At 76.1% G+C, this 19,660-nt stretch carries 21 protein-coding genes; 8 read left to right on the top strand and 13 right to left on the bottom strand.

Annotated features, from left to right (window positions below):
* Positions 1 to 24: 24 nt before the first annotated feature.
* Positions 25 to 1,452, bottom strand: coding sequence for a rifampin monooxygenase (gene rox, locus PH190_RS23735; RefSeq protein WP_274234003.1), 1,428 nt, complete (start codon positions 1,450 to 1,452; stop codon positions 25 to 27).
* A 120-nt stretch (positions 1,453 to 1,572) separates the two neighbouring features.
* Between rox and PH190_RS23730 the strand changes: the two genes are divergently transcribed.
* A complete protein-coding gene (locus PH190_RS23730) occupies positions 1,573 to 1,956 on the top strand; it encodes a VOC family protein (protein WP_274234002.1) in 384 nt (127 codons plus the stop codon).
* Positions 1,957 to 1,958: 2 nt separating this feature from the next.
* Here the strand turns inward: PH190_RS23730 and PH190_RS23725 are convergent, their stop codons facing one another.
* Positions 1,959 to 2,927: a DMT family transporter gene (locus tag PH190_RS23725; protein ID WP_274234001.1), complete on the bottom strand. Its 969-nt coding sequence runs from the start codon at positions 2,925 to 2,927 to the stop codon at positions 1,959 to 1,961.
* Between the two features lie 90 nt (positions 2,928 to 3,017).
* On the bottom strand, positions 3,018 to 4,190 hold the full coding sequence (locus PH190_RS23720; protein WP_274234000.1) for a serine hydrolase domain-containing protein: 1,173 nt from the start codon (positions 4,188 to 4,190) through the stop codon (positions 3,018 to 3,020).
* Positions 4,191 to 4,273: 83 nt separating this feature from the next.
* On the opposite strand from PH190_RS23720, the gene PH190_RS23715 reads away from it, so the two are divergent.
* From PH190_RS23715 to PH190_RS23705, 3 genes are read left to right on the top strand one after another with little or no spacing between them, the layout of a single operon-like run.
* Positions 4,274 to 4,825 (top strand): DinB family protein, encoded by a 552-nt coding sequence (locus tag PH190_RS23715; protein WP_274233999.1) that lies wholly within the window; start codon positions 4,274 to 4,276, stop codon positions 4,823 to 4,825.
* 26 nt (positions 4,826 to 4,851) lie between these two features.
* Positions 4,852 to 6,333 carry a glycan biosynthesis hexose transferase WsfD gene (wsfD, locus tag PH190_RS23710; RefSeq protein ID WP_274233998.1) on the top strand — a complete coding sequence of 494 codons (1,482 nt, stop codon included), beginning with the start codon at positions 4,852 to 4,854 and terminating at the stop codon, positions 6,331 to 6,333.
* 9 nt (positions 6,334 to 6,342) lie between these two features.
* Positions 6,343 to 7,248, top strand: a complete 906-nt coding sequence (locus PH190_RS23705) for an NADP-dependent oxidoreductase (protein WP_274233997.1) — start codon at positions 6,343 to 6,345, stop codon at positions 7,246 to 7,248.
* A gap of 4 nt (positions 7,249 to 7,252) precedes the next feature.
* Here PH190_RS23705 and PH190_RS23700 read toward each other — a convergent pair whose 3' ends face one another.
* Genes PH190_RS23700 through PH190_RS23680 form a run of 5 tightly spaced genes read right to left on the bottom strand, consistent with a single transcriptional unit; the run spans position 7,253 to position 11,250 of the window.
* Complete coding sequence (locus PH190_RS23700; RefSeq protein ID WP_274233996.1) at positions 7,253 to 7,762, bottom strand: cupin domain-containing protein; 510 nt, start codon at positions 7,760 to 7,762, stop codon at positions 7,253 to 7,255.
* 59 nt (positions 7,763 to 7,821) lie between these two features.
* On the bottom strand, positions 7,822 to 9,231 hold the full coding sequence (locus PH190_RS23695) for a uracil-xanthine permease family protein (protein ID WP_274233995.1): 1,410 nt from the start codon (positions 9,229 to 9,231) through the stop codon (positions 7,822 to 7,824).
* An 11-nt stretch (positions 9,232 to 9,242) separates the two neighbouring features.
* Positions 9,243 to 9,812 carry a TetR/AcrR family transcriptional regulator gene (locus PH190_RS23690; protein ID WP_274233994.1) on the bottom strand — a complete coding sequence of 190 codons (570 nt, stop codon included), beginning with the start codon at positions 9,810 to 9,812 and terminating at the stop codon, positions 9,243 to 9,245.
* 31 nt (positions 9,813 to 9,843) lie between these two features.
* A complete protein-coding gene (locus PH190_RS23685) occupies positions 9,844 to 10,038 on the bottom strand; it encodes a ferredoxin (protein WP_274233993.1) in 195 nt (64 codons plus the stop codon).
* Between the two features lie 39 nt (positions 10,039 to 10,077).
* Positions 10,078 to 11,250 (bottom strand): cytochrome P450, encoded by a 1,173-nt coding sequence (locus PH190_RS23680; protein WP_274233992.1) that lies wholly within the window; start codon positions 11,248 to 11,250, stop codon positions 10,078 to 10,080.
* Positions 11,251 to 11,343: 93 nt separating this feature from the next.
* Between PH190_RS23680 and PH190_RS23675 the strand changes: the two genes are divergently transcribed.
* A complete protein-coding gene (locus PH190_RS23675; protein ID WP_274233991.1) occupies positions 11,344 to 12,039 on the top strand; it encodes an SDR family NAD(P)-dependent oxidoreductase in 696 nt (231 codons plus the stop codon).
* A gap of 52 nt (positions 12,040 to 12,091) precedes the next feature.
* Here PH190_RS23675 and PH190_RS23670 read toward each other — a convergent pair whose 3' ends face one another.
* Entirely contained in the window at positions 12,092 to 12,979 is an 888-nt protein-coding gene (locus tag PH190_RS23670; RefSeq protein ID WP_274233990.1) for a LysR family transcriptional regulator, read from the bottom strand.
* A 140-nt stretch (positions 12,980 to 13,119) separates the two neighbouring features.
* Between PH190_RS23670 and solA the strand changes: the two genes are divergently transcribed.
* The 3 genes from solA (at position 13,120) to PH190_RS23655 (ending at position 16,591) form a co-directional block, all read left to right on the top strand.
* Positions 13,120 to 14,307, top strand: coding sequence for an N-methyl-L-tryptophan oxidase (solA, locus tag PH190_RS23665; RefSeq protein WP_274233989.1), 1,188 nt, complete (start codon positions 13,120 to 13,122; stop codon positions 14,305 to 14,307).
* Positions 14,300 to 15,487 (top strand): aromatic ring-hydroxylating oxygenase subunit alpha, encoded by a 1,188-nt coding sequence (locus PH190_RS23660; RefSeq protein ID WP_274233988.1) that lies wholly within the window; start codon positions 14,300 to 14,302, stop codon positions 15,485 to 15,487. The genes solA and PH190_RS23660 overlap by 8 nt, the downstream gene beginning before the upstream one ends.
* Before the next feature lie 183 nt (positions 15,488 to 15,670).
* A complete protein-coding gene (locus PH190_RS23655; protein WP_274233987.1) occupies positions 15,671 to 16,591 on the top strand; it encodes a GDSL-type esterase/lipase family protein in 921 nt (306 codons plus the stop codon).
* A 3-nt stretch (positions 16,592 to 16,594) separates the two neighbouring features.
* Here PH190_RS23655 and PH190_RS23650 read toward each other — a convergent pair whose 3' ends face one another.
* The 4 genes from PH190_RS23650 to PH190_RS23635 are packed head-to-tail and all read right to left on the bottom strand — an operon-like array spanning position 16,595 to position 19,545.
* Positions 16,595 to 17,305, bottom strand: a complete 711-nt coding sequence (locus PH190_RS23650; protein ID WP_274233986.1) for a PIG-L deacetylase family protein — start codon at positions 17,303 to 17,305, stop codon at positions 16,595 to 16,597.
* Positions 17,306 to 17,346: 41 nt separating this feature from the next.
* Positions 17,347 to 17,721 (bottom strand): MmcQ/YjbR family DNA-binding protein, encoded by a 375-nt coding sequence (locus tag PH190_RS23645; RefSeq protein WP_420791704.1) that lies wholly within the window; start codon positions 17,719 to 17,721, stop codon positions 17,347 to 17,349.
* A gap of 14 nt (positions 17,722 to 17,735) precedes the next feature.
* The gene (locus PH190_RS23640; protein WP_274233985.1) at positions 17,736 to 17,873 is read right to left on the bottom strand and encodes a hypothetical protein; all 138 of its coding nucleotides are present in this window, start codon (positions 17,871 to 17,873) and stop codon (positions 17,736 to 17,738) included.
* 40 nt (positions 17,874 to 17,913) lie between these two features.
* On the bottom strand, positions 17,914 to 19,545 hold the full coding sequence (locus PH190_RS23635; RefSeq protein WP_274233984.1) for a hypothetical protein: 1,632 nt from the start codon (positions 19,543 to 19,545) through the stop codon (positions 17,914 to 17,916).
* Positions 19,546 to 19,660: the final 115 nt, after the last annotated feature.

Genomic DNA, 19,660 nt, shown 5'->3' with positions numbered 1-19,660 from the left:
GGCGCCTCGTCGTGTCGCGACTACTCACGCGGCGGCGCCGAACCACCGGGACAGCGTCGCCGCCAGCCCCTCCTGGTCCTCACCGACCCACGCCACGTGGCCGTCGGGCCGCAGCAGCACCGCCGGGACGTCGAGCTCCTCGCTGACGTCGACGACGTGGTCGACGCGGTCGGCCCAGCCCGCCACCGTCAGGCGCCCGGTCTGGTCGAGCAGCAGCCCGCGGCCCTCGTGCAGCAGCGCGTACAGCCGCCCCCGCGCCAGCCCGATGTCGCGCAGCCGGCGCCCGACGAGGTCATGCTCGCCGCCGAGGTCGTAGCGGACCGCCGTGCGGGTGATCTTCTCGGTGAGGTGGCGCCGGACGTCCTCGTAGGCCAGGAGCTCGGTGACCAGGCGCCGGACCGCGCGGGCGCCGGGCTCGGTGGACATCAGCTCCATCTGCGCCCGCGAGCTCCACAGGACGTCCGCGCCCGCCGGGTGCCGCTCGGCCTCGTAGCTGTCGAGCAGCCCGTCCGGTGCCCACCCGGCGACCGCGGCGGCGAGCTTCCACCCCAGGTTCACCGCGTCCTGGATGCCGAGGTTGAGGCCCTGTCCGCCGACCGGCGGGTGGACGTGCGCGGCGTCGCCGGCGAGGAGGACGCGGTCCACCCGGTAGCGCTCGGCCTGGCGGGTCGCGTCGCCGAAGCGGGAGAGCCAGCGCGGGGAGTGGACGCCGAAGTCGGTGCCCGCGACCGCCCGCAGCTGCCGGCGCACCTCGTCGAGGGTGGGCGGCACGGAGCGGTCCGCCGCGACGCCCTCGGCGGGCACGACGACCCGGTACACCTCGTCACCGTCGAGGGACCCGACGCCGAAGCGCAGCTGGGTGCGGCGGACGTCGGCGACGACCGCGGCCACCGTCTCCGGCGACTCCCCCACCTCCATCTCGCCGATCAGCGTCTCGGTCCGCGACGGCTCCCCGGTGAAGGCGACGCCGAGCAGCCGGCGCACGGTGCTGCGCCCGCCGTCACAGCCCACGACGTAGCGCGCCCGCCGGTGCGTACCGTCGTCGAGCGCCAGGGTGACGCCCTCGGCGTCCTGCTCGAGGCCCACCACCGCCACGCCGCGCCGGACCTCGGCGCCGAGCTCGACGGCCCGCTCGGCGAGGAGCCGGTCGGTGGTGGGCTGCGGGATGGCGAGGACGTAGGCGTGGGCGGAGTCGAGCCGCTCGGGTGGGGTCGAGGGGATCGCGGCGAAGAAGCCGCCGACGGGGTGCTGGGTCCCGACGGCGAGGAAGCGGTCGAGCACGCCGCGCTGGTCGAGGATCTCGATGCTGCGCGCGTGCAGCCCGAGCGAGCGCACGATCCGGGTGGGCTCCGCGTCCCGCTCGAGCACGAGCACGTCCACGCCGTGGAGGCGCAGCTCGCTCGCCAGCACCAGTCCCGCGGGGCCGGCACCGACGACGACGACGTCGAACAAGAATCCTCCCGAGGAATGCGACGACGATTCCGCAGAATGCGGGCGCGCATTCTGCGGAACGCACCGGGCCTTGCCGCAAGCCCCCCGGTCCGCTATACGTTGGCCATGGCGGGGAAATAGGTGGCTCCGATCGTCGGGTCCGTCGTCCTCTCCACGCCCGACCCCGCCGGCCTCGCCGCGTTCTACCGCGCCCTGCTGGGCTGGGTGACGGTCGAGGGCGGCGACCCCACCTTCGTCCGCCTGCGCAGCCCCGAGCGCGAGCGTCCCGGCATCAGCTTCCAGCTCGAGCACGGCCACCTCGCCCCCGCCTGGCCGGCACGTGAGGGCGAGCAGCGGATGCACGCCCACCTCGACCTGCTCGTCGCCCCCGACGCGCTCGAGGCCGAGGTCGCCCGCGCCGAGGCGCTCGGCGCCGTCCGCGAGGGCCACCAGCCCGCCGAGGGCGTCGTGGTCATGCGGGACCCGCACGGGCACCTGTTCTGCCTGTTCGTGCCCGGCGCCTGACGTCAGGTGGCTCGCGTCGGCACGGCGGCGCGCCGCCGCCGTCCGACCAGCCCGAGACCGATGTACATGCCGAGCAGGGCGACGGCGAGCCCGGCGACGGCGTGCAGCGTCAACGGCTCGCCGAGGATCGGGACGGCGGCGAGCGCGGTGACCGCCGGGACGAGGTTGAGCAGCGAGCTGACGTGCACCGTCGAGCGCCACCGCAGCAGCACGAACATCAGCACGAAAGCCCCCGCGGAGTTCACGACGCCGAGCCAGAGCGAGGTCCACCACCCGGCGGCGTCGGCGGGCAGCCAGGCGGCACCGAGGAAGGGCATCGCGGCGGCGGTGACGACCAGCGAGGTCCCCATCTGCACGGCGACGCTCGTCGCGACGGGCGTCTCGTCGTTGAACCGCTTCTGGTAGAGCGTGCCGGCGGCCATCGACAGCGCGCCCAGCACCGGCAGCACGATCGTCGTGCCGAGGTCCCCGCCGAGGCGGTCGGACAGGACGATGTAGACCCCGCACGCGCCGACGATCAGGCCGATCACGGGCGCCGCGCCGAGGCGCGTGGACAGCACCAGCGGCGTGAGCAGGCCGACGAGCAGCGGCGCCATGCCGAGCACGAGGCTGGTGACACCCGCCGGGACACCGGCGGCCAGCCCGGCGTAGCAGAACGCGAACTGTCCGACCTGCAGCAGCAGGGCCGTCACCACGAGGTGGCCCCACGCCCGTCCCCGTGGCAGCGCGGGCCGGGTGGCGACGACCGCGACCAGGACCACCACGAGCGCGACGAGGAACCGCCACAGCAGCACCGTCGGCACGGCCATGTGCGCGGTGGCGATCTTGCCGACCACGAACCCGGACGCGTAGACGGGCACGAACAGGGCGCTGAGCAGCGGGACGAGCCAGGCCCGCGACGGTGCCGGCCCCGTGGCGCCGGACGAGCCGGCGGACACGGCCACGGGACCGGCGCGCCTGTCACGGAGCATGGCCCCCAGTCCATAGCACCGCTAACGACAACGCAAACGGTCCCCGGTCACAGGGCGGTGGTCACAGGGGCGGTCGTCACAGTGCGGTGATCACAGCGCGGCGTAGAGCGCCGACTCGAAGTCGCCGTAGAGCTTCCACGCCTCGTGCTCGCTGATGAACGGCAGCGAGTTCGTGTAGATCGAGGCGCAGATGCCCGTGCTGCGGTCGATCCAGAAGTGGGTGTTGAGCAGGCCCGCCCACGCCCCGCTCCACGCCCGGCGCCGTCCGGGGACGTCCTCGGTGTTGAGCAGCAGGCCGTAGCCCCAGGTCCAGCCCGGGCCCAGGTGCAGCACGTCGGTGGTGGCCGGGTCGGCCGTCGCGATCTCCTCGGGGAACGGCAGGCCGCCGAGCTGGTCGGAGAACGCGGCGTCGACGGTCTCCTGGCGCAGGATGCGCGTGCCGTCCAGCTCGCCGCCGCGCAGCAGCGCGCGCTCGAAGCGGATGTAGTCGCGCGGGGTGGAGTGCAGGCCGTGGCCGCCGGCCCACCACTCCGGGTCGTCGGGCAGGAGGTTGCCGGCGTTGGTCCACGCGCCGTCCTCGCCGCGGACGTGCACCGGGGTCTTGTTGCCCTGCTGGGTGTCGTCGAGGGCGAAGACCGTGTCGTCCATGCCGAGCGGCCCGGTGATGTGGTCCTTGATCACCACGTCGAGCGTGGCGCCGGCGACGGCCTCGACGACGAGCCCCAGCCAGTCGGTGTTGATGCCGTACTCGAAGCGCGTGCCGGGGTCGGCGACCATCGGCGCCATGAGGGCGCGGCGCAGGCCGGGCACGACGTTCGGGTGGCCCGTGACCTGCTCGTAGCGGTGGATGTCGGCGTTCCAGAACCAGTAGCTCAGGCCCGAGGTGTGGGTGATGAGGTGCCGCACGGTCGCCCGGCTCGCGGGCGCCCGCAGGCGCGGGGTGTCGCCGTCGAAGCCGTCGAGCACCTGGATCTCGGCGAACTCCGGCCGGTACTGCTCGACCGGGGCGTCGAGGTCCAGCTCGCCGCGCTCCACCTGCTGCAGCGCGGCGGTGGTCGCGACCATCTTGGTCATCGACATGATCCGGAAGTGCGTGCTCGTGGAGACCTGGTCGGGCTCCCCGACCGCGCGCGGCCCGGCCGCGCCCTCGTAGAACACACCGTCCGCGTCGGCCGCGATCGCCGCGACGTGGGGCACGTCGCCCGCGTCGACGGCGGCCGCCAGCACGCTGTCGATGCCGGAGCCGTCGATCGTCCTGCTCATGGGGTGGACCTCCTGGAGTGATCGTCCGCACCAGTGTGCTCGGCGCCACACTCGTCGGGACCCGACGAACGGAGGGGTGTCGCATGGAGTGGAACCCGATGCTGGTCGAGCAGGTCGACTTCCTGTGGCGGGGATTCCGGGCCCGCCTCGACGGGCTGACCGACGAGCAGTACCTCTGGGAGCCCGCGCCCGGTGCGTGGAGCGTGCGCCCGCGCGGCGCGTCCCCCTGGCCGATGGCCGCCGGCGCGGGCGACGTGGTCATCGACTTCGCGTTCCCCGAGCCCGACCCGCCGCCGGTGACGACCATCGCCTGGCGCCTCGGGCACGTCATCGTCGGTGTGCTCGCGATGCGGGTGGCGGGCCACTTCGGTGGGCCGCCGGTGGACTACGCGAGCCACCACTACGCCGGCACCGCCGCCGAGGCCCTCGCCCAGCTCGACGAGGCCTACGCGGCCTGGGTGGCGGGGGTGCGGGGGCTCGGCGAGGCCGGGCTCGAGGAGCCGTGCGGTCCGAGCGAGGGGCCGTACGCCGAGGCGCCGATGGCCCTGCTGGTGCTGCACATCAACCGCGAGCTGCTCCACCACGGCGCCGAGATCGCCCTGCTGCTCGACCTGCACCGCGCGCGGATCGGGTGACCGGGCCTCGGGCATCATGGGCGCCGATGGCCACCGGCACGGCGGACGCGACCGCGACGACGGATCCGCTCCCCCGCCGCCGGGCGCGGCCACCGCGATGGCTCGTCGGCGTCCTCGCGGGGCTCGCCGCGGCGCTGCTCGTCGTCCTCGCGACCCGGCTGGTCGGGGCGACCCCGCTCGGCGTCGAGGACAACGGCGACGGCTACCGGCTCTTCTGCGGCGCCGGGCTCACCCCGCTCACGGCCGACGGCTACGCGAGCTGGCGCGGCGGCTGGACCGCCGACTACGCGGTCGGCCCGCCGACGTGCGAGGACCCGGTCCCCTCGTCGGCGCTGCTCATCGCGCGGGCGACGACGGCGCTGACCGGGGGCACGTGGTCGCCGGTGGTGCTGGGCTGGACGTACGCGGTGCTCGTCGGGCTGGTCGTCGGGATCGGCGCCTGGGCCGCGTCGGCCGCGGGCCGCCGCCGGGCGCTGGTCGTCGCGATCCCGGTGCTCCCGCTGGCCGCGGCGACCTTCCCGCGCTTCTTCGTCTCGACCTACAGCGAGCCGGCCGGGCTGCTCGGCGCCGTCACCGCGGGCGTCGGGGTGGCGGCCGTGCTCGCCACGCGCCGCGAGCACCGGGCCGCGCGGATCGTCGCCCTCGCCCTGACCGCGGTCGGGGGCCTGGTCGCGACGACGGCGAAGGTGGCCTACGTGCCGCTGCTCGCCGCCGCGGTGCTCGTGTGCGCGGCGACGGCGATCGGGACCGTGCGCCCGCGACGTGCCGGGCCGGCGATCGCGCTGGTCACGGCGCTGCTCGCCGTCGTCCCGGTGACCGCGGCGCTCGCACGGCAGCAGCAGTTCTACGCGCCGGTCAACGCGCACAACCTGGTGTTCACGACGGTCCTGCTCGAGGTCGGGCCGTCGGCGACGCCCCTGGTGGGCCTACCGCCCGAGGCCGTCGAGCTCACCGGCAACGGCTACTTCAACGGCCCGCCGCGCCCCGACGGCGTCCCGTGGTGGGAGGGCGCGATCCTCGGCCGGCCCGGCGAGACGCGCGCGGCGGCGCTCGTCGTGCTCGCCGAGCACCCGTCGGCGGCCGCGCGGGCGGTCGGCGTCGGCCTGCAGGCCACCACGCTCGCCGACCTGCCCTACCTGGACGCGCTGCCCGCGCCCGCCACGGCCCTCTCCTCGCCCGACGGGCACCCCGGCTGGTCGGGGGCGCGCCAGCCCGACCTCGCGCAGGTCCTGCAGGACACCCGCCGCCCGCCGTGGCTGCCGTCCGCGCTGGTCGTCGTCGCCCTCGCGGCCGCGGCGACCGCGCGCTGGCAGGGCCGGGCGGGGCGGTGGTCGCTGGCCGCGGGGCTCGCGGCGGGCACCGCGCTCGCGCTCGTCGTCGTGGCGGTGGCCGGCGACGGCTACTTCGAGGTCTTCAAGCACGTCTGGCTCGCGGCGTACCTGCTCGCGGTGTCGGGGCTCGCGCTGGTCGGCGCTCTCGTGACCGCGGTGGTGCGCCGCCGGGAGTAGGAAGGAGCCGTGCGCGCGTACGGCTTCCGCCGCCCCGGCGGCCCCGACCAGCAGGCCTTCCTCGACGTCCCGGTGCCCGAACCGGGGCCCGGCGAGCTGCTCGTGCGGGTGCGCGCCGCGGGCGTCAACCCGGGCGACTGGCGGCTGCGCAACGGCGAGTACGGGCACACCGGGTCGGCGGTGCTGGGCCGGGAGGTGGCGGGCACGGTCGTCGCGACCGGACCGGACGTCACGGGCTTCGCGCCGGGCGACGAGGTGTTCGGTGGCTGCCCGGGCATGGTCGGCGGCTGGGCCGAGCAGGCGCTGGTGACGGCGTCGTTCGCCGCCCACCGCCCGACCGCCGTCCCGCCCCGGGACGCGGCGGCGCTGCCCGTCGCGGCCGGCACGGCCTACGACGCGCTCGAGGTGCTGGCGCTGCCGGCCGGCGCGACGCTCGTGGTCAACGGCGCGGGCGGCGGGGTCGGCATCCCGACCGTGCAGCTGGCGCGGGCGCGCGGCCTGCACGTGGTCGGCGTCGCGGGCGAGGGCAAGCAGGACCTGCTGTGCGAGCTGGGGGCGACCGCCGTCGTCGCGGGTCCCGACGTCGCGCACCACGTCCGCGCGGCCGCGCCGGACGGCGTCGACGGGGTGTTCGACCTCGTCGGCGGGGACGCACTGCGCGCCGTCGCGCCGCTCGTCGACCCGGCCCGCCTATTCTCCGTCGCCGACAAGCCCCTCGTGGCCGAGCTCGGCGGGCGCGACGTGCCCCGCGACCGCAGCACCGCGGTGCTCGACGCCCTCGCCGCGCGGGTGGCGGCGGGCGACCTGGACCCGTGGGTGCGCACGGTCGTCCCGTTCGCGCGGGCCGCCGACGCGCTCGCGGCCGTGGAGGACGGGCACGTGCTGGGCAAGGTCGTGCTCGACCTGAGCAGCTGAGCCGCTACGGGCGGGCGCTGCTCGCGCTGCTCGACGGGCCGGCCACCGAGGACCGGAGCGGCGGCCCGATGAACTCCAGCCCGTGCGCGAGCCCGAGCTCGGTCAGCCGCTGCGGGTCCGCGGTCGTCGCCCGCAGCGCCGCCGAGCGCTCGAAGAACTGCTCCAGGCCGCCCGGCGTCGTGATCACCAGCAGCCGCCCGGGCGACTCACCGACGTTGGCGAAGGCGTGCGGGACGTCGCGGGGCCCGAAGGCCATGCCCCCCGGCTCCAGGTCCACGAGGGTGTCGCCGACCCGGAACCGGTAGTGGCCCTCGAGGATCCACCACACCTCGTCCTCGCGGCGATGGATGTGCAGCGGGGGCCCGCTGCTCGGCGAGTTGACGATCTCGACCGCGCTCAGCGCCCCGGCGGTGTCCCCCGTACCGAGCTTGACGGTGATCCGGTCGCCGGTGGGCGACGGGAGCTCCTGCCCCTCGCCGGCGTGGACGGCGACGGGCGGCAGCTGGACGGTCATGGGTGCCTCCCCGCAGGTCAGGAGACGATGGTGGCGCAGCGGGCAGGCCGGCGGCACCCCTACGGGCGGTCCCGCTCCTCGTCAGCGCTGGGCTGGACGGGGGCGTCGGCAGGGTCCCCGCCGCGCTCCACCGTCCTCGGCGCGAGCCGCCGCAGCGCGTGGTAGCCGACGATGACGACGATCGTGCCCAGCGCGATCCCCGACAGCGAGCCGCCGCCGATCGTCAGCGCGACGTCGCCGATGCCGATGACGATGCCCGCGGCGAGCGGGACGAGGACCTCGGGGCGCGAGAAGTCGACCTTGTTCTCCACCCAGATCCGGGCCCCGAGCAGGCCGATCATCCCGTAGAGCACCACCGTGATGCCGCCGAGCACGCCGCCCGGCGTGGCCGCGACGACCGCGCCGAACTTCGGGCAGAACCCGATCGCGACGGCGACGACCGCGGCCACCCAGTACGCCGCGGTGGAGTAGACGCGGGTCGCGGCCATGACGCCGATGTTCTCGGCGTACGTGGTGGTCGGCGAGCCGCCGACGCCGCCGGCGACGGCGGTCGCGATGCCGTCGGCGGCCAGCGCGCGCCCGAGGTAGGGGTCGAGGTCCTCGCGGGTCATGTTGGCGACGGCCTTGACGTGCCCGGTGTTCTCGGCGATGAGCGCGATCGCCACGGGCACGACCAGGAGGATCGCCGAGGCGCTGAAGGCCGGCAGGTGGAGGCCGGGGGCCGCGGGCGTCCCCAGCGGGAGGCCGATCCACGGCGCGTCGGCCAGACCGGAGAGGTCGACGCGCAGGTGGGTGGACACGACGCCCGACGCGTCGGGACCCGTGATGGGTCCGAGCACCGCGTCGAGGAGCAGCGAGAGCCCGTACCCGACGACGAGCCCGACGAGCACCCCGAGCCGGCCCAGCATCCCGCGCCCGGCCACCGCGGTGACCATGACGACGAGCATCGTGATCACGGCGACGACCTCGTCCTGCGGCCAGTAGGTGCCGGCGACGACCGGGGCGAGGTTGAAGCCGATGAGCAGCACGACCGCGCCGGTCACGGCCGGCGGCAGCACGGCGGACACGGTGCGGGCGCCACCGAGGTGCACCGCGAGCCCGACGAGCGCGACGACCACCCCGCACACCGCGATCGCGCCCGTGACCTCGGCGCTGGTGCCGCCGTCGGCGCGGACCGCGGCCACCACGCCGACGAACGACGCGCTGGTGCCGAGGTAGCTGGGCACCCGCCCGCGGGTCATCAGCAGGAACAGCATCGTCGCGAGCCCCGAGAGCAGGATCGCGAGGTTCGGGTCGAGGCCCATGAGCACGGGGAAGACGAACGTCGCCCCGAACATCGCCAGCACGTGCTGGGCGCCGAGGCCCACCGTGCGGCCCCACGACAGCCGTTCCTCGGGCCGCACCACCTCGCCCGGTGCGGGCGCGCGCCCGTCGCCGTGCAGCGTCCATCCCCTGATCACGGGCGACACCCTAGGGCCGATCACGCGGGGCGGGCGGCCATCCCGTCGAGCAGCAGGTGCAGGTAGCGCCGCCAGCGACGGGCGTCGTGCTCGGCGGTGACGACGGCCATGTGCACGACCACGGGCAGGTCCTCGGGCACGAGGTCGGCGCGCACCACGCCGGCGGCCTGCCCGCGGCGCAGCAGCTCCCCCAGCGGCGCGAGGGTGCGGGCGGCGAGCTCGGGGGTGAACGCCCCGGTCGCCTTGGCGGCGGCGAGCAGCCCGCGGTGGCGGGTGACGCCGTCGACGAGGCCCTCGAGGACCCCGGTCAGCGCCGCCCACGGGTCGTCGACGACCGCGGCGCGCGCCAGCAGCGGCTCGACCGACTCGGCGACGTAGTCCTCGAGCACCGCGGCGACGAGCTCGTCGCGCCCGGCGAAGCGGCGGTAGAGCGTGGACGGCGCCACCCCCGCCCGACGGGCGACCTCCTCGAGCGCCACGTCCGGCCCGCCGGCCTCCAGCGCCGCGCGGGCCGCGGCGAGGATCGCGGCGTGGTTGCGCGCCGCGTCCGCGCGCAGCGGACGTGCCACCGGATCGGGCGGGGCGGACATCCCGGTCACCCTAACCCGGGGGTGGGACGCCTCACTCCTCCACGAGCGCCAGCGCCCCCGACGGGCACTGGGCGACGGCGTTGCGGACCTCGGACTCCTGCTCGGCCGACGGGTGCTCCTGCAGCACCTCGACCAGCGCGTCGTCGTCCTGGTCGAAGACGTCCTCGGCGGCGAGCACGCAGTTGCCCGCGCCGATGCAGACGTCGCGGTCGGCCTGGATCCTCATCTTCGGTTCTCCCTCGTGTGGTGGTCGAAGGGGCGGTGGTCACCAGGTCACGGGCAGCGCGCGGAGCCCGTGCACGACGGTGGCCGAGCGGAACTCGACGTCCTCGAACGGGATGCCCAGCGCGAGGTCCGGGAAGCGTCGCAGCAGCGCCGGGAACGCCACCGCCATCTCGGCCCGCGCCAGCGGCGCGCCGAGGCAATGGTGCACCCCGTGCCCGAACGCCACGTGCGGGGCGATCGCCCGGGTGACGTCGAGGTCGTCGGGGCGCTCGACGGCGGCGGGGTCGCGGTTCGCCGAGGGCAGCGAGAGCACCAGCAGGTCGCCGGCCGCGACGGGTGTGCCGCCGACCGTCGTGTCCGCCCGCGCGGTGCGCGGGATGCCGGAGTGCACCACGGACAGGAACCGCAGCAGCTCCTCGATCGCCGGGGCGACGGCGCCGGGCTCGTCGCGCACGCGGGCGAGCTGGTCGGGCGCGCGCAGCAGGGCGAGCGTGCCGAGGCCGAGCATGTTGGCGGTGGTCTCGTGCCCGGCGATGAGCAGCAGCGAGGCGATCCCGACGAGCTCGGCGCGCGTGAGGTCGTCGCCGTGCTCGCGCACGAGCATCCCGAGCATGTCGTCGCCGGGGGCCGCGAACGCGCGGTCGACGAGCTCGCCCATGTAGGCGCGGGACTCGGCGGCGACCTGCCCGCGCTCCTCCAGCGAGCGGTTCAGGTCGATCTGCCGGGTGGCGCGGTCCTGGAACTCGTGGCGGTCGGCGTACGGGACCCCGAGCAGCTCGCAGATGACGAGGCTCGGCACCGGCAGGGCGAAGGCGCTGACGAGGTCCGCCGGCGGGCCGGCCGCGGCCATGGCGTCGAGGTGCTCGTCGACGATCTCGGTGATGCGCGGCTCGAGGCGCCGGATGCGCTTGACCGTGAACTCGCCGGTGAGCAGCCGGCGCAGCCGCGTGTGCTCGGGCGGGTCGTTGGCGAGCAGGTTGCCGGCGCGCGGGTCCTCGCCGTCCGGCGTGGGGATGCGGGGCATGCCGGTGTTGGAGAAGCGCTCGGCGTCGCCGAGGACCTCGCGGACGTCGGCGTACCGCGTCACCAGCCGCGCGGTCGTGCCGAACGCCGTCCGGATCGTCGGGAAGCCCTCGTCGTCGCGGGCGGCCTGCGTCTCGGGCACCGGGGCGAACCGGTCGCGCTGCATGTGCCGCGGGATGGTGGTGGTCATCGTCGCTCCCGTCGTCGGGATCCCGACCGTACGCGAAGTGGGAGCGAACTGCCGTTTCGTGTCCGTGAGGTCGCGAGCGGCTATCCCCGGGGCATGAGTGCAGACGGACGGATCGTCCTGGTGACCGGTGCGGGGCGTGGGCTGGGCGTCGAGATCGCGCGGCAGCTGGTGTCGGTGGGGGCCACGGTGGTGTGCGCGGCGCGCGACACCGAGGCCGCCGCGTCGACCGCGAAGGAGCTGGGCGACGGGGCGTGGCCGCTGTCCCTCGACGTCACCGAGCCGGAGTCGGTGCAGGCCGCGGTCGAGGCGATCGACCGGCGCCACGGGCGGCTCGACGCTCTGGTGAACAACGCGGCGATCAACTTCGACGCGGGCTCCGACCCGGTCGTCGAGGACCTCGAGGTCGCCGACGGGGCCTGGCGGACCAACGTGCTCGGGCCGTGGCGGCTGTCCCAGGCGTGCGCGCCGCTGCTGCGCGCGGGCCGCGACCCGGTGATCGTCAACGTGACGAGCGGGCTCGGGTCGCTCGCACGGATGGGGGCGTCGTCGCCGGCCTACAGCGTGTCGAAGGCCGGGATCAACGCGCTGACCCGCGTGTTCGCCGACGCCCTGACCCGCGACGGGATCGCGGTGCACGCGGTCTCGCCCGGCTGGACCGCCACCGACATGGGCGGCCCCGGCGGGCGGCCGATCGCCGACGGCGCGCGGGGCATCGTCGACGTCGTCGGCTCCCCCGGCTCCTTCCCCTCCGGCTCGTTCCTCCAGGACGGCCAGCACGTGCCGTGGTGACCTCTACGTGCGTGATCTTCTGAGCTATAGCTCAGAAGATCACGCACGTGGGTCAGCCACCCAGGGCGCGGGCCGCGTCGACGAAGTGGGCGACGGCGGGCGAGCGGTCGGTGCGGCGCCAGGCGACCTGCAGCGCCACCATCGGCACGTCGCCCGAGAGCGGCCGGAACACCACGCCGGGCGGGCGGAGGTTCGCGTAGTACGCGGGCTGCAGCGACACCCCGAGGCCCGCGGCGACGAGGCCCAGCTGGGTCTCGATGTCCGCGCCCTCGGCCACGATGCGCGGGCTGAAGCCGTGGTCGCGGCAGTAGCTCGTGATGATGTCGAAGAACGCCATGCCGAGCGGGCGGGGCCAGAGCACGAACGGCTCGTCGGCGAGCGCCTCCGGCGTGATCTCCTCGCGCTCGGCGAGCGGGTGGTCACCGGGCAGGGCGGCCAGCAGCGGCTCGGAGACGAGGTGCTCGACGGCCACGGTCGCCGTCGACGAGGCGGCGCGCACGAGGCCGACGTCGAGGCGCCCGTCGGCGAGCGCGACGAGCTGCGCGGCGGTGTCCTGCTGGGAGACCTCGAGCTGCAGGTCGGGGAACTCGGCGCGCATCGCCCGCAGGATCCGCGGGGTGATCGAGGCGAGCGCCGTCCCGACCGAGCCCACCACCAGCAGCCCGACCGCCCCGTTCGCCGCCTGCGCGACGAGCGACTGCGCGCGCTCGGCCTCGAACAGCACCCGCGGCGCGGCGTCGAGCAGCACCCGCCCGGCCGGGGTCAGCTCGGTGGCCCGGCTCGAGCGGTCGAACAGGGCGGCGCCGAGCGCCTTCTCCAGCGAGCGGATCTGCTGCGAGAGCGCGGGCTGGCTGACGTGCAGGCGCCGGGCCGCGCGGCTGAAGTGCAGCTCCGAGGCCACTGTGAGGAACACCCGCAGCTGCCGCAGCTCGACGTCCATCCCCCGATCCTGCCCCGGCGTCCGAACCATAAGGCAGGGCTGATGACAGCAGAGGCAGCGGTGATCGTCGATCAGCACCACCGGCGCCGGTGAGCGGCGAGGGTGAGAGCACATCCGAGACCAGCCCCGGAGTGATCACCGTGCCCACCCCTCGCGAACCACGCCTCGTCGTCGTCGGCGTCGGCGGCCTCGGCGCCGCCGCCACCTACTGGCTCTCCCGCGCCGCCGGCGGCCGCGTGCTCGCCCTCGAGCGCCACGCCCTCGGCCACCACCACGGCGCGAGCCAGGACCACTCGCGGATCATCCGCTACGCCCAGCACCAGGACGCCTACGCCGCCCTCGCGCCGGCCGCCTACGCCGCCTGGCGCGACGTCGAGCGGGTCTCGGGACAGACCCTCGTCACCGAGACCGGCGGGCTCGTGATCGAGGACGTCGAGGCCCGGCAGGGCCTGGCCACCGGCGGCCGCGACATCGGCGGCTACGCCGCGGTGGCCGACCGGCACGGGGTCGACTTCGAGCTGCTCGACGCGCGCGCCGTCGAGCGCCGCTGGCCGCAGTTCCACCTCGCGGGCACCGAGGAGGCCTTCTACCAGCGGCGGACCGGGATCGTCGACGCCGGGCGCGCCAACGCCACCCACGTCGCCCTGGCGCGCGGGCACGGCGCGGAGATCCGCGAGCACAGCCCCGTGCGGGCCCTGCGCCCCGCGGGCGGGCACGTCGAGGTCGTCCTCGACGACGAGGTGATCCGCGCCGAGCACGTCGTGGTCGCCGCCGACGCGCGCACCAACGAGGTGCTCGACGGGCTGACGTCGATCCCGCTGACGGTCACCCAGGAGCAGGTCACCTACTACGCGACCCCGAACCTGCTCGACTTCTCCCCCGGGCGCTTCCCGGTGTTCATGTGGCACGGCGGCGACAACTTCTACGGCTTCCCCGTGCACGGCGAGGTCGCGACGAAGCTCGGGCAGCACATGGGCGGGCACGAGGTCACCGCCGACACCCGCACCTACGACCCCGACCCGCTGCGCCAGAAGCGCCAGGAGGCCTTCCTCGCCGAGCACCTGCCCGGCTTCGGCGGGCCCGAGCTGTACACGAAGACCTGCCTCTACACGATCCCGCCCGACCAGCACTACGTCGTCGACACGCTGCCCGGGACGCGCGTCAGCGTCCTCGTCGGGGCCGGGCACGCGTTCAAGTTCGCGTCGCTGCTCGGCCGGATCGCCGCCGACCTCGCGACGACGGGCACGACCCGGCACCCCATCGGCACGTTCGCCCTCGACCGCCCGGCCCTCACCGACCCGAGCTGGGGGCGTGCCTTCCATGTCTGAGCTCGTGACCCGCACGCCGGGCTGGTCGCTGCCCCAGGCGGCCTACACCGACCCCGACGTCTACGCCGCCGACCTCGACCGGGTCTTCGCCGCGCAGTGGCTGTTCGCCGGGCACACCGCCGAGCTCGACGCCCCCGGCCGCTACCTCACCGTCGACGTGGGCCGCGACCGCGTGATCGTCGTGCGCGGCGAGGGGGGCGCGCTGCACGCCCACCACGACGTGTGCGCCCACCGCGGCTCGCGCGTCGCGCCCGAGGACCGCGGGCAGGTCAAGGCGTTCGTCTGCCCGTACCACCAGTGGGTCTACGCGCTGGACGGGACGCTGCGCTCGGCGCGGCTGATGGGCGACTGCTTCGCGACGTCGTCCTACCGGCTCGCGCCCGTCGCGGTCCGCGAGATCGCCGGGCTCGTGTTCGTGTGCCTCGCCGACGAGCCGCCCGACTTCGGCCCGTTCGCCGCCGCGCTCGAGCCCCGCCTCGGCCCGCACGGGCTCGCCGACGCCCGCATCGCCCTGCGCGAGCACTACCGCGTCGCCGCGAACTGGAAGACGCTCGTCGAGAACAACCGCGAGTGCTACCACTGCGCCGGCAGCCACCCCGAGTTCTCGCTGTCGAACTTCGACGTCGGCGTCAACGGCGACGTCCGCACCAACCCCCGCTACGACCGCGCGCTCGCCGCCGCCCGCGCCCGCTGGAGCGCGCAGGGCCTGCCCGGCGAGGACGTCAACTTCCCCGACGGCGCCCCGTACCGCATCGCGCGGCTGCCCCTGCGCGACGGCTTCGTGTCCGAGACCCTCGACGGCCGCCCGCTCGCGCCGCCGATGGGGATGCTGTCCGACCCCGACGTCGGCAGCCTGCGCGTCATCTCGCTGCCCAACCTGTGGGCGCACGCCAACGCCGACTACGCGGTGACCACCCGCCTGACCCCGGTCGACGCGGCGACCACCGACGTCGAGCTCTGCTTCCTCGTCGATCGGGACGCGGACGTCGACACCGACGCCCTCGCCGCGGTGTGGCGCGCGACCTCGGAGCAGGACTGGGTGCTGTGCGAGAAGAACTACGCCGGCATCGCGTCGCGGGGCTACCGCCCGGGCCCGCTCTCGCCGGTGGTCGAGGCGTCGGTGGAGGCGTTCCTCGACTGGTACCTCGCCACCCTCCACCCCCACCCCGCCGCCGCGTAGGTGCCTCCGGCAGGTGAGCAGAAAAGAGTGCTGGAGCACTCCTTTCTGCTCACCTGCGCGCAGCGCACCCCGTGTGGGTGGTCGCGACACCTCGATGGCGTGACGCCCGATGCCTCCTGTGGGGGTCGAGACCGAGACTGACCGCCGTCGGGCGCGTGATCGTGACGGTGATCGGGGGCGGGGATGGGCTGTCGGTCCGTGGTGGTCGCGGCGCTGGTGGCGACGGTGGTGTCGACGGCGCTGACGCTCGGTGCGGGAGCCGCGGGTGCGGCGAACGCTGCGTTCGCGGCCCTGCCCGCGGGCAGCCCGGCCAGCGGCGGCGACGGGAACCGGCGGGTCGCGCTCGGCGACTCGTGGGCCGCCGGGACCGCGGCCGGGGCGGTCGAGGCCGCCTCGGGCACCTGCCGGCGCAGCGGCGTCGCCTACCCCCCGCTGCTCGCCCGCGCCGCCGCCGAGACGTCGTGGACCTCGCGGGCGTGCTCGTCGTCGACCGGGGGCGGCAACGGCCAGTTCACCTCGCTGACCGCCACGACCGAGGTCGTCACCGCGACCGTCGGCGCCGACGCCACCGGCCTCGGTGCGCTCGCCGCCGCCTGCTCGGCCGCGGGCACCCCGGCACGCTGCGACACCGCCCTCGCCCGCTTCGACCGCGCCCTGCGGACCCTGCCGGGCGCCCTCGACGCGGCGCTGCGCGACATCCGCGCCCGCGCGCCCCGCGCCGCGGTGACCGTCACCGGCTACCCCCACCTCGCCGAGGGCGGCGCCTGCCCGAAGGGCCCCGCCGACGCCGCGCGCGCCGCCCGCATCGACGGCGCCGTGGACCGGCTCGACACCGTCCTCGCCGAGCGGGTCACCGCCGCCGGCCTGCGCTTCGTCGACGTCCGCCCGGCCTTCGCCGGCCACGGGGTCTGCTCGGCCGCACCCTGGCTGACCTCCCTGACCGACAGCGAGGCGCTCCTCGCCGGCGGCCCGAACGCCGACGGCCACGCCCGCGGCGTGCTGACGGCCCTCGCCGCGGCCGGCCCGACGACCCCGCCGACGGCGCCCCCGACGCCCGCCTCCCCCGCCGACGGGCGCGTGGCCGCGGGCCTGTTCCCGGGCTGACGGTCAGCCGCCGAAGACCTCGAACGCCACGCGCTCACCAGCGGTCGTCATCTCCACGACCTCGCGGGCCTGCTCGGCGACCGGGCGCGGGTCGAGCGCCGCGAGGTAGGTCGCGTGCTCGGCGAGCGAGGCGATCGCCACCTCCCGGTACCCCGCGACGTCGACGACGTGGGTCGGTTGCGTCGAGGCGGACACGGCGACGCGCCGCACCCCCGGCCACGGCTCGAAGCCCTCCTCGACGAGCTCGGGGAAGATCCAGCGGTTGCCGGCGTCCCCGGCGGCGTCGATCGTCGCCCGGCCGACCGCGCGGTGGTCGGCGCTGTTCCACATGCCCGGCCCGAACGTCTCGTGGTGGCTGCCGACGACCACCATCTCCGGACGCAGCCGCCGGATCTCCCGCGCGATGTCCCGGCGCAGCGCCGGGCCCTCGACGACCACCCCGTCGCGGTGGCCGTCGAGGAAGCGCACCTCGTGCACGCCGACCACGGCCGCACTGCGCCGCTCCTCGTCCTCGCGCACGCCGGCGGCCTTCTCCGGCGGCAGGTCGTGGATGCCGGCCTCGCCGCGGGTGACCAGCAGGTACGACACCTCCGTGCCCGCGGCGGTCCAGCGGGCGATCGCGGCGGCGGTGCCGTACTCGAGGTCGTCGGGATGGGCGGCGACGGCCAGCACCCGCGTGACGTCGTCGGGCAGCGGCGGCAGATCGGTGGTCATGACGGACAGGGTGGGACCTCGAGCAAGGTCGAGGTCAAGGGTCACGCCGTCGGGTCGAGCTGCGCCACCAGGCGCTTCGGCGCCACGCACCGGTAGGCGTCGGTGACGACACCCCGGACCTCGTCCCAGTCCGGCCCGCCCGGCTCGACGTCGAGGCGCATGCCGAGCCAGCCGCGGTGCCCGACGTAGGGCGGGACGAAGAAGCGGGCGGGCTCGGCGTCGACCATGTCCTGCTGGGCCCCGTCGGGCGCGGCCACCCAGATCGCGAGGTGTTCGTCGCCGTGGTGGTACGGGACCCAGCTCGCGAACATCCGGCGCACGAACCACGACGGCGAGCCGTGGCTGATCTTCTCGGTGGCCTCGGGCAGGGCGAGGCAGACCTCCCGCATCCGCGCGAGCAGCTCGTCGGGGTCCACGCCCGCGATCCTGCCTAGAGAGCGAGCGCGCTCACCAGGGTCGCGATCACGAACACCGCGAGCACGACGACCGTGACCACGCGGATCCAGGGCCGGTGCGTCGTCACCCCGGGCTCGGAGGCGCCCTCGGTGGGGTCGGTGCGCTCGGACATCACGTTCCTCACGAAGGGGACGGATCGGGCACGCGCGAGCCTACCGCCCCGAGCCCGGCGAGCCGGCCGGGGTCGCGTGGCGTCCGGCGTTCGGGCCGGGCCGGCCGCGGCGGGCCGCCACCGGGTCCTCGACGTCGGCCGCGTGCCGCGCCCGCCGGGGCGGCGGCGTGTCGTCCGCGGCGTGGCGGCTCCGGGACCTGGCCCCCGTCGACGAGGTGGTGGACGAGGTGGGCGACGGGGTCGACGACGGGGTGGGCGGTGCCGTCGGCAGCGGCCCGGAGAGCGGCGACGAGCTCCGCGGGGCCGGCGCGGGGTCGAGGGGCGCGGCGAGAGGGTCGATCCGCGCGTGCTCGCCGGTCGACGTGTACCGGGGCGAGCGGCCGGTCGCCCCCGCCGTGCCGCCGGCGCTCGGGGCACCGAACGACAGCGCCGAGGCGAAGCTCTCCAGCCCGGCCAGGGCCGGCACCTCGGCGTCGCGCCCGCCGGCCGGCCGCGTCGGGCCGGAGCGGACGCGGAAGGCGTCGGTGCGGTCCTCGGGCAGCAGGATCGGCGAGGACGTGGCGGCGGGCGTGTGGGCGGTGGATGTGTGGGCGGCCGGCGTGTGGGCGGCCGGCGTGTGGGCGGCCGGCGTGTGAGCGGGGACCGCGGGACGTGCCGGCCGGGGCGCCGGGCCGCTCGGGGGCGGGGTCGGGGACGCGGTCGACGGCGTGGTCTGGGTCCGGGTCTGGGGCCGGGAGGACGCCGGCGGAGCACCCGACGCGGCAGCCCGAGTGACGGCCGGCGTGGCCGCCGGGCCCGCAACCGGACGGGCGGCCGGGCCGGCGACCGGGGTCGCGGTCGTGCGGACCGCGGCGGTCGGCGCGGCGGGCACCGCGGCGGTCGGCGCGGGCGCCGGGCCGGTGCCCGCCCGGGCGGGCGTCGGGGTTCCGGGGCGGCCGCCGGCGGGACGCGGAGCGGCGACGGACGTCGTGGCCGCGGTCGCGGGCGACGCCGCCGGGGAGGGGGACCCGGAGGTGGGCCTGACTGCCGTGGCCGAGGTCGCCGGGGTGGCCGGGGCCGCCGGGGCGGCCGGGCTCGCCGCGGCGGCGGGCGTCGCGGCCGGGCGCTTGGACCGGATGGCGACGCGGGTGGGCTCGCCCGCCGGGGCCGGGGCCGCAGCAGGGGCAGCGGCCGGGGTCGAGGACGGGGTCGAGGACGGGGTCGAGGACGGGGTCGAGGACGGGGTCGAGGACGCCGCCGGGGACGCCGAGGAAGCCGCCCCCGCGGGCCGCCCCACGGCCGCGGTCGGCGCCCCGGGACCCTTGGCAGCGTCACCGGGGGACGCCGTCTCCTTCCGCCGCGGCCGGGGCCGGGCAGGGCGCACCGGCACGGGCACGATCTCCTCGACCGGCGCGGCGGCGGCCGGCGCCGGGGCGGGCTTCCGGCGCGTGAAGAGGTGCTGGGCGGCCGCGGAGCAGAGGTACCCGAAGCCCACGAGGCTCCAGAACGCGACGACGACGAGCTGCACGGCGGTCGGCGGGTCGCTGAGCATCACCAGCTGCACGCCGGCCACCGCGAGGCCCGCGACCCCGAGCAGGACCGAGAACCGCGAGCGCGTCGTCAGCTGCCACCGCGGGCGACGCGGGGCGCTCTCCGCGGGTCGAGCCGCGGTCCGCTGCCTCTCCCGACCCACGCACACCTCCCTCGTCCGGACCTCACGATCCGGACACAGTGAACTCGATCGGGCGATGCGCGTCTCGTCCCCCCACCCCGGACGGGGCACGCGTCACCCTCCTGAGTGACGCATC

This window comes from Actinomycetospora straminea (assembly GCF_028737255.1).
GTDB lineage: Bacteria > Actinomycetota > Actinomycetes > Mycobacteriales > Pseudonocardiaceae > Actinomycetospora > Actinomycetospora straminea.
The sequence above is the reverse complement of the archived record's forward strand: the minus strand, read 5'-3'. Positions and strand labels throughout refer to the sequence as shown.

Bases quoted from the DNA above. Each gene is read 5' to 3' on its own strand.
- PH190_RS23725 (WP_274234001.1), bottom strand. From the start codon at position 2,927: ATGCTCCGTGACAGGCGCGCCGGTCCCGTGGCCGTGTCCGCCGGCTCG.
- PH190_RS23720 (WP_274234000.1), bottom strand. From the start codon at position 4,190: ATGAGCAGGACGATCGACGGCTCCGGCATCGACAGCGTGCTGGCGGCC.
- PH190_RS23715 (WP_274233999.1), top strand. From the start codon at position 4,274: ATGGAGTGGAACCCGATGCTGGTCGAGCAGGTCGACTTCCTGTGGCGG.
- wsfD (WP_274233998.1), top strand. From the start codon at position 4,852: ATGGCCACCGGCACGGCGGACGCGACCGCGACGACGGATCCGCTCCCC.
- PH190_RS23700 (WP_274233996.1), bottom strand. From the start codon at position 7,762: ATGACCGTCCAGCTGCCGCCCGTCGCCGTCCACGCCGGCGAGGGGCAG.
- PH190_RS23690 (WP_274233994.1), bottom strand. From the start codon at position 9,812: ATGTCCGCCCCGCCCGATCCGGTGGCACGTCCGCTGCGCGCGGACGCG.
- PH190_RS23685 (WP_274233993.1), bottom strand. From the start codon at position 10,038: ATGAGGATCCAGGCCGACCGCGACGTCTGCATCGGCGCGGGCAACTGC.
- PH190_RS23680 (WP_274233992.1), bottom strand. From the start codon at position 11,250: ATGACCACCACCATCCCGCGGCACATGCAGCGCGACCGGTTCGCCCCG.
- PH190_RS23675 (WP_274233991.1), top strand. From the start codon at position 11,344: ATGAGTGCAGACGGACGGATCGTCCTGGTGACCGGTGCGGGGCGTGGG.
- PH190_RS23670 (WP_274233990.1), bottom strand. From the start codon at position 12,979: ATGGACGTCGAGCTGCGGCAGCTGCGGGTGTTCCTCACAGTGGCCTCG.
- PH190_RS23660 (WP_274233988.1), top strand. From the start codon at position 14,300: ATGTCTGAGCTCGTGACCCGCACGCCGGGCTGGTCGCTGCCCCAGGCG.
- PH190_RS23655 (WP_274233987.1), top strand. From the start codon at position 15,671: ATGGGCTGTCGGTCCGTGGTGGTCGCGGCGCTGGTGGCGACGGTGGTG.
- PH190_RS23650 (WP_274233986.1), bottom strand. From the start codon at position 17,305: ATGACCACCGATCTGCCGCCGCTGCCCGACGACGTCACGCGGGTGCTG.
- PH190_RS23640 (WP_274233985.1), bottom strand. From the start codon at position 17,873: ATGTCCGAGCGCACCGACCCCACCGAGGGCGCCTCCGAGCCCGGGGTG.